The organism is Sphingopyxis sp. (assembly GCF_050725615.1).
In the GTDB taxonomy this organism is placed as follows: domain Bacteria; phylum Pseudomonadota; class Alphaproteobacteria; order Sphingomonadales; family Sphingomonadaceae; genus Sphingopyxis.
This window is the reverse complement of record NZ_JBOHHU010000002.1, coordinates 100,251-107,886: the sequence shown is the minus strand read 5'-3', so window position 1 is coordinate 107,886 and position 7,636 is coordinate 100,251. Positions and strand designations below refer to the sequence as shown.

Annotated in this window: 6 protein-coding genes and 1 riboswitch; of the genes, 5 read left to right on the top strand and 1 reads right to left on the bottom strand. The window is 66.6% G+C overall.

Annotated features, from left to right (window positions below; genetic code table 11):
* The 5 genes from ACREB7_RS01050 to ACREB7_RS01030 form a co-directional block, all read left to right on the top strand.
* A partial coding sequence (locus ACREB7_RS01050) for a DUF4886 domain-containing protein (protein WP_431590447.1) occupies positions 1-875 on the top strand: 875 nt, incomplete at its 5' end.
* A gap of 61 nt (positions 876-936) precedes the next feature.
* A riboswitch (cobalamin riboswitch) is annotated at positions 937-1,158 on the top strand.
* Positions 1,159-1,334: 176 nt separating this feature from the next.
* Positions 1,335-3,239, top strand: a complete 1,905-nt coding sequence (locus ACREB7_RS01045) for a TonB-dependent receptor plug domain-containing protein (RefSeq protein WP_431590446.1) — start codon at positions 1,335-1,337, stop codon at positions 3,237-3,239.
* A complete protein-coding gene (locus ACREB7_RS01040; RefSeq protein WP_431590445.1) occupies positions 3,239-4,144 on the top strand; it encodes an ABC transporter substrate-binding protein in 906 nt (301 codons plus the stop codon). The genes ACREB7_RS01045 and ACREB7_RS01040 overlap by 1 nt, the downstream gene beginning before the upstream one ends.
* Entirely contained in the window at positions 4,141-5,127 is a 987-nt protein-coding gene (locus ACREB7_RS01035; RefSeq protein WP_431590444.1) for a FecCD family ABC transporter permease, read from the top strand. Before ACREB7_RS01040 ends, ACREB7_RS01035 begins: the two co-directional genes overlap by 4 nt.
* Positions 5,124-5,891 carry an ABC transporter ATP-binding protein gene (locus ACREB7_RS01030; RefSeq protein WP_431590443.1) on the top strand — a complete coding sequence of 256 codons (768 nt, stop codon included), beginning with the start codon at positions 5,124-5,126 and terminating at the stop codon, positions 5,889-5,891. Before ACREB7_RS01035 ends, ACREB7_RS01030 begins: the two co-directional genes overlap by 4 nt.
* Before the next feature lie 14 nt (positions 5,892-5,905).
* Here the strand turns inward: ACREB7_RS01030 and ACREB7_RS01025 are convergent, their stop codons facing one another.
* The gene (locus tag ACREB7_RS01025; protein WP_431590442.1) at positions 5,906-7,609 is read right to left on the bottom strand and encodes an N-acyl-D-amino-acid deacylase family protein; all 1,704 of its coding nucleotides are present in this window, start codon (positions 7,607-7,609) and stop codon (positions 5,906-5,908) included.
* Between the last annotated feature and the right edge of the window lie 27 nt (positions 7,610-7,636).

The following is a 7,636-nucleotide window of genomic DNA, read 5'->3' as shown; positions in this document are numbered from 1 at the left end:
CGGCAGCGGCAAAGGAGAGCGCGCCCGCGCCGACCGCCGCCGGCGCGACGACCCCCGCGCCGCCGGAAAAAGCGGCGCCGCGCACGATCCTGTTCATCGGCAACAGCTTTACCCAGGGCGCGCATTCGGCGGCGCGCAACTGGGGCGCCGACAGGGTGACCGACCTCAATGGCGCGGGCTATGGCGGCGTGCCGGCGCTGTTCAAGCTGTTCGCCGAACAGGCGGGGCTCGACTATGACGTCAGCCTTGAGACGCAGGGCGGCAAGTCGCTCGGCTTTCATTATGACGAGCGGCGCGCGCTGTTCGACCGGGCGTGGGATGTCGTCGTGCTGCAGGAGTTCAGCACCCTCGACCGCAAAAATCCCGGCGACCCCGGCGACTATCTGATGAATGTCGAACGGCTGGCAAAGCTCTTCACCGCGTGCAATCCGGCGGTCGATATCCGCCTCGCGTCGACCTGGACCCGCGCCGATCAGGCCTGGCAGCCGACAGGCCATTGGTACGGCAAACCCGTCACCGCGATGGCCGATGATCTGCGCGCCGCCGCCGACCGGGCGCGGCGCGCCAATCCGGCGGTGAAGGGCATCCTGCCGGTGGGCCAGGCGTGGAACCGGGCCTTCGCCGCCGGCGTCGCCGACCCCAATCCCTATGACGGCATCGCCTTCGACCAGCTCGATCTGTGGGCCTATGACCATTATCATGCCAGCGTCGCGGGCTATTATCTCTCGGCGCTGGTGACCTTCGGGGCGATCACCGGGATCGATCCGACCAGCCTCGGCCCGCGCGAGAAGGGCGGCGACCAGCTTGGCCTCGGCGCGGGGCAGATCGCCGCGCTGCAACGCGTGGCGCGCGATCAACTGGCGGCGGCGCCCTAGCTGCAAATGTCCATTGCGAAAGCGCGGGGTTCCGCTATGGGCTTGCGCCGCAGGGGCCTGGCCCCCGCAAGATCGCGCCGGTGCCCGAAAGGGCTTAAAATGGGAACGCGGTGAAAAGGCCCCTCGGGACCTTTGAATCCGAGGCTGTCCCTGCAACTGTAAGCGGTGAGCGCGATGCACCGGTCCGGATATCTGTCCGGGCCAGCCACTGGGGCAACCTGGGAAGGCGTGCATCAAGCTGTGACCCGCGAGCCAGGAGACCTGCCAGCGCACCGGTCGCTCTTGCCTTGGTCCAGGGGATGGTCATGGCACGGTACTTCTCCGTCTGAGCGACGACCTGTGCGGCTGGGGCCGCATCGGTGCGTGGTGACGGATGCCTGTGCGCCGCCCCTTCGCTCGCACCGACCGGTTCGCCGGTACGCCCCGCCAATGTTGCTCTGGCGCCAGAGGGGCTCCCCCATGTTGAAGACCGGTTTCATTTCTCTCCTCGCGCTGACGGCGGCCACGCCCGCCCTCGCGCAGTCCAATCCGGACGAATCGACCACCGATGCGAACGGCGACGCCATCGTTGTCACCGCCAGCGGTGTCGAACAGAGCCGCACCGAAACGGGCCACACCATCTCCGTTATCACGCGCGACGATCTGGAAACATCGCAAGTGACGTCGATCAGCGACGCTTTGAACCTCTTGCCAGGCGTCGCTGTCGCACAAAGCGGACCCGTCGGATCGCAAACCAGCGTATTTATCCGCGGTGCGGAAAGCAGCCAAACACTGGTGCTGATCGACGGCGTGCGGATCAATGATCCGTCGACGCCCAATGGTGCTTTCGATTTCGGTGCATTGCTGACGGGCAATATCGATCGGGTCGAAGTGCTGCGCGGGGCCAATTCGGTGATCTGGGGCAGCCAGGCGATCGGCGGCGTCATCAGTGTGCAAAGCGTCGCACCCACCGATACGCTGTCGGCCAATGCCATCGCCGAATATGGCAGCCATGACACCGCCAAAGTCTTTGGCAATGTGTCGGGCAAGAGCGGGATCATCTCCGGCAGCGTCGGCGCCGGCTATTATCGCACCGACGGTATGTCGTCGCTGATCGGCGGCACCGAACGCGATGGGTACAGGAACTTCTCCGCCAACGGAAAGTTGCTCGTCGAATTCTCGCCCACCCTCGCGCTCGATCTGCGCGGTTATTACAACAAGGGCCGGATACAATATGACGACGCCTTTGCCTTTCCGGGCAACCCGGCAAATTCTGTTCCCGAATCCGATAACGAACAGTTTGTCGGCTATGTCGGATTGAACCACGACCTGCTCGACGGCAAATGGAAGGGGCGCCTGTCGTACAGCCGTACCGACCTGACCCGCAAAGGCAGCGAGGATGGCGCGACCGGTCCGTTCAACTACAATGTTTTCACCGCGCGCGGCGAAGTCGATCGCTTTGCCTATGACGGCAATGTCGACTTCGGCATCGCATCGCTGGTTTTCGGCGGCGCCTATGAAGAGACGTTCGCCAGCACCTTCTACCCGCTGGGCGGCGACACCGCACCCACCAGGTTCAAAAGCGACTATAGCAGCTTTTACGGACAGATTGGCGTACACCCGTTCGACGGTCTGACGGTCAACGGTGGCGTGCGATATGAAGATCATTCGCAATATGGCGACCACACAAGCTTTGGTGCCGACGCGGCCTATACGCCCAATGATGGCAAGACCATATTCCGCGCGAGCTATGCCGAAGGCTTTCGTGCGCCGACGTTGAGCGAGGCATTGCCGCCATTCGGCAATATCAATCTGAAACCGGAAACCTCGAAAGGCTTTGACGCCGGAATCGAGCACAGCTTTATCGATCGTAAAGTCACGGCGACCGCGACCTACTTCCGTCGCAAAAGCAATGATCTCATCGCTTATAACCCCGCGACATTTCAATCGGAGAACATCGGGCGGGTGAAGTCGGAGGGCGTCGAGCTTGGACTTATCGTCCGGCCCAACGACGATCTGGACGTGCGGGTGAACTACGCCCTGGTCGATGCCACCACCCGCTCGCCGGGTGCCAATTTTGGCAACCAGCTTGCCCGGCGTCCCAAGGACAAAGCGAGTTTCGTCGCCGACTGGAAATCGCCCTGGGGCCTGAAACTGGGTGCAACGATTGCCCTGACCGGCGACAGTTTCGACAATATCAACAACAGCTTTGCCAATAGGCTCGACGGATATTGGCTGACCGCTGTACGTGCGGCTTTCCCGATTACCGACCAGCTCGAAGTCTATGGCCGGGTCGAAAATCTGTTCGACGAGGATTATGTGGTTGTCAAAGGCTACAACACTTATGGCCGCACCGCCGCCATTGGTATCCGCGTAAAAATCTGATGCGGCGGGTCGGCCTGGCGTCGGGGATTGCCGCTGCGGTGCTGCTGGTTTCGACCGGCAGCGCCGTGGCGCCGCCCGCCGCCGGGCCGCCGCCTTCCAAAGCGCTGCGTGTCATGTCGACGAACCAATGCACCGACCAGCTGGTGCTGGCGTTGCTGCCGCCCGAACGCATCGTGTCGGTGACCTGGCTGTCGCGCGATCCCTCGGGGTCGCTGATGGCCGATGCGGCGAAGAAGGTCGGGATCAACCACGGCCTTGCCGAAGAGGTGGTGCAGCAAGCGCCCGACCTGATCGTCACCGACCAATTCTCGAAGCCCGCGACGCGCGCGATGCTGAAGCGGCTCGGCTATGCGATGGTCGAGGTCGAGGATGCGAGCAGCTTCGCGAGCATCCGCACCAATGTCCGGCAGGTCGCCCGCGCCGTCGGCGAAGTCGCGCGCGGCGAAGCGATGATCGCCGCAATGGACCGCGACCTTGCCGAACTGGCGCGCGACCCCGGCCCGCCGCTGCGCGTCGTCGCGTGGGACGGCGGCGGGTTCAGCGCGAGCAAGGGGTCGCTTTACAATGCGGTGCTTGAAGCGGCGGGGGCGGTGAATATCGCCAACGAACCGCCGGTGTCGCGCTACAACCGCCCCGACACCGAGGTGCTGCTCGTCGCGGCGCCGACCTTGCTGGTGAAGGGCGCCGGGGTGCGTCCCGAATATGGGATGCGCGAGAATATCGAGCGCCACCCGCTCGTCCGCCGTTATTGGGATGGCGCGCGGACGGTGGCGATTTCGCCCGCCTATTACACCTGCGGCACGCCGACGATCGCCCAGGCGGCGATCCGGCTGCGCACCGAGCTGCGCGCTGCGGCCGGGGCCGCGCGCACGCCGCTGCCTTTCGCTGCGGGAGGGCCGCTATGACGCGCTGGCTCGTCCCGCTGCTGATCGTCCTGCTGCTGCTCGCGGGATTCGCATCGCTGCTCGCGGGCACCGTATGGCTGACCCCCGAACAGGCGCTCGGCGGCTTGTTCGCGGGTCGCACCGATCTTGCTTCGCTGATCCTCACCGAAATCCGGCTGCCCCGGCTGATCCTCGGGCTGATGGTCGGCGCAATCCTCGGTCTGTCGGGCGCGGTGCTGCAGGGACTGCTGCGCAACCCGCTCGCCGAACCTGGGCTGCTCGGCGTGTCGGCGGGGGCGTCGCTCGGCGCGGTGATCGCGATCTATTTCGGCTTTGCCGCGAGCTTCGCCATGGCGCCGCCGCTGTTCGGGCTCGTCGGCGGCTTCGTCACTGCGGGCACCGCGCTCGCGCTGTCGCGGCGCGGCGGCACTTTGTCGCTGATCCTCGCGGGTGCGGCGGTCAGCAGCATCGCCGCCGCCGGGGTCAGCGTCGCGCTCAACGTCGCGCCCAACCCCTATGCCGCTTACGAGATCATGGTCTGGCTGATGGGCTCGCTCGTCGATCGCAGCTGGGACCATGTCTGGCTCGCGGCGCCCTTCATCCTGATCGGCGGCCTGTTGCTGCTCCTCACCGGCCGCGCGCTCGACGCGCTCGCGCTGGGCGAGGCGCAGGCCGAAAGCCTGGGCATTGATGTTGCGCGCACGCGGCTGCTCGCGCTGCTCGGCACCGCGATGGGGGTCGGCGCGGCGACCTCGGTCGCGGGGGCGATCAGCTTTGTCGGGCTGATCGCGCCGCATATCGTCCGCCCGCTCGTCGGGCATCGCCCGGGCAAGACGCTGGTCCCCGCCGCGCTCGTCGGCGCGCTCCTGGTGACGCTCGCCGACATCGGCACGCGGCTGCTCGTCGTCGACGGCAAGATCCTCGCGCTTGGGGTGTTCATCAGCCTGTTCGGCGCGCCCTTCTTCCTGTGGCTCGTCCTCCATGTGCAAAGGCGCACCGCATGAGCGCGCTGACCTTCGCCGCAGTGACCGTGAAACGCGATGCGCGCGTCGTGCTGCGCGACATAGACGCCCTCTTTGCGCCGGGCCGGTTGACCGCGGTGATCGGCCCCAACGGCGCGGGCAAGAGCACGCTGCTCGAGGTCGCGGCGGGTCTGCGCGCGCCCGACGCGGGGCGGGTCGAACTCGGGGGGCAATCGCTCGCGGCTATCGGCCGCCGGATGCTCGCGCGGCGCCGCGCCTATCTGCCGCAGCGCGCCGAGGTCGAATGGCCGATCAGCGTCGAGCGCGTCGTCGCACTCGGGCTGACCCCGGTGCTGCCGAGCTTCGGTGATCTGCCCGCTGCGCTGCGCCCCGCGATCGATGGGGCGCTCGCCGCTTGCGATCTTGTCGAACTCCGGGATCGCCCGGCGACCAGCTTGTCGGGCGGCGAGCTCGCCCGCGCGATGCTGGCGCGCGCGATCGTCGGCGATCCCGAATTGCTGATCGTCGACGAGCCGACCGCAGGGCTCGACCCGCGCCACGCGCTCGACGCGGCGCGCCGGCTGCGGTCGCGCGCCGACGCCGGTCGCACGGTGATCATGGCGATCCACGACCTCGATCTCGCGCTGCGCCACGCCGACGATGTCGTCGCAATCCGCGACGGCGCGTTGCTCGCGGCGGGGTCGGTCGCCGAGGTGATGAGCGAGGAGCTTCTCGGTGCGCTCTACGATGTGCGCGTGCGGATCACCCGCGATGCCGACGGCGCCGTGATCCGCTTTCGCGACTGAGGCTCAGCGGGCGCTCAGCGGCATTTCCCGAAGCCCGCGCCGCGCACCGCACGCCCGGGGGTGGCGCCGGTTGGCGCGCCGTCCTTGAGCACGGCCGCGCCGTTGACGAAGACGTCGCGCACACCGGTCGCATATTGGTGGGGCTTCTCGAACGTCGCATGGTCGGCGATCGCCTTGGGGTCGAAGATCACGACATCGGCATAATAGCCGGGCTTCAGCGCCCCGCGCTCCTTGATGCCGAGGTTGGTCGCGGGCAGCGTCGTCAGCCGGTACACCGCCTGTTCGAGCGGGATCAGCTTCTCGTCGCGGACATAGCGGCCGAGCAGCCGCGCAAAATTGCCATAGGTGCGCGGGTGCGACCCCGATTTCAGGAACACCCCCTCGGCCGATTGCGACGCGGCGTCGGACCCGAAGCTCATCCACGACAGCTGGATCTGCTTGCGGACATTATCCTCCGACATCAGGAAATAGACGGTGCCGACGCGCGAGCCGTCCTCGACGACCAGGTCCATCGCGGTTTCTTCGGGCGACGTGCCGCGCATCGCCGCAACCTCGGCGAGCGTCTTGCCGGTGAGCGGTTTCAGCGCCTCGCTCTTGAAGCCCGACAGGATCATCTTGTCGGCGCCCGCGCCGTAAAAGAGATTTTCCCAGTCGCTCCCCGGCTTCTGCATTTCGGCGGCGACGCGCGCCCGGGTCGCGGGGTCCTTCAGCCGTTCGATCCACGCCTCGAGCCCGCCCGCCTGCACCCAGGTCGGCATCGCGGCGTCGAGCCCGGTCGCCCCAGCCGTATAGGTATACATGTCGGCGGTGATCCGCTGGCCCGCAGCGCGCGCCGCTTCGACCTTCTTCACCACCGAATCATATTTCTCCCAATTGTCGCGGCCCGCCATTTTGAGGTGATAGATTTCGGCGGGGGCGCCCGAGCGACGCGAAATCTCGATCAGTTCGTCGACGGCTTGTTCGAGCCGGTCGCCTTCGGAGCGCATATGGCTGATGTACATGCCGCCGCATTTGGCGGCCGCGCTGGTCAGCGCGACCAGCTCGTCGGTTTCGGCATAGGAGCCGGGGGCATAGATGATCGAGCTGCCGACCCCGAGCGCGCCCTCGTCCATCGCCTGACGAACGAGGGCCTGCATACGGAAGAGCTGCTCGGGGGTCGGATCGACATCGTCTTCGCCGAGCTCGTGGATGCGCACCGTCGCCGCGCCGACGAAGCTTGCGACATTGGGCGCGACCCCGCGCTTCTCCAGATAGCTCAGATAATCGCCAAGGCTGGTCCACTCGATGGCGTATTTGATGTCGCCCTGGCGTTCGGTCTCCAGTCGCTTCATTTCGGGATTCAGCGGCCCCATCGACCAGCCTTCGCCCATCACCTCCAGCGTCACGCCCTGGCGGATATCGCTCTGGCTGCGCGGGTCGGCGATCAGCGATTCGGTCGCCCAGCTGAGCATGTTGATGAAGCCCGGCGCGACCGCCATGCCGCTGGCGGAAATCTCTTTGCGGCCCTTGCCCTTGACCTTGCCGACCGCGACGACGCGGTCGCCCTTGATCGCGACGTCGCCGGTGAGCGGGGCCTTGCCCGACCCGTCGTAGATCGTGCCGCCGCGGATCACGACGTCATAGGCGGGCGCCTCGGCGGCCGGGGCGCTCGCGGCGGACAGCGCGATCCAGCTCGCGACGAGGACGACCGACCGTCCGATGCTTTGCCTGCCTGCCATGTCCCGTCTCCTGTTTCCCGTCGATAC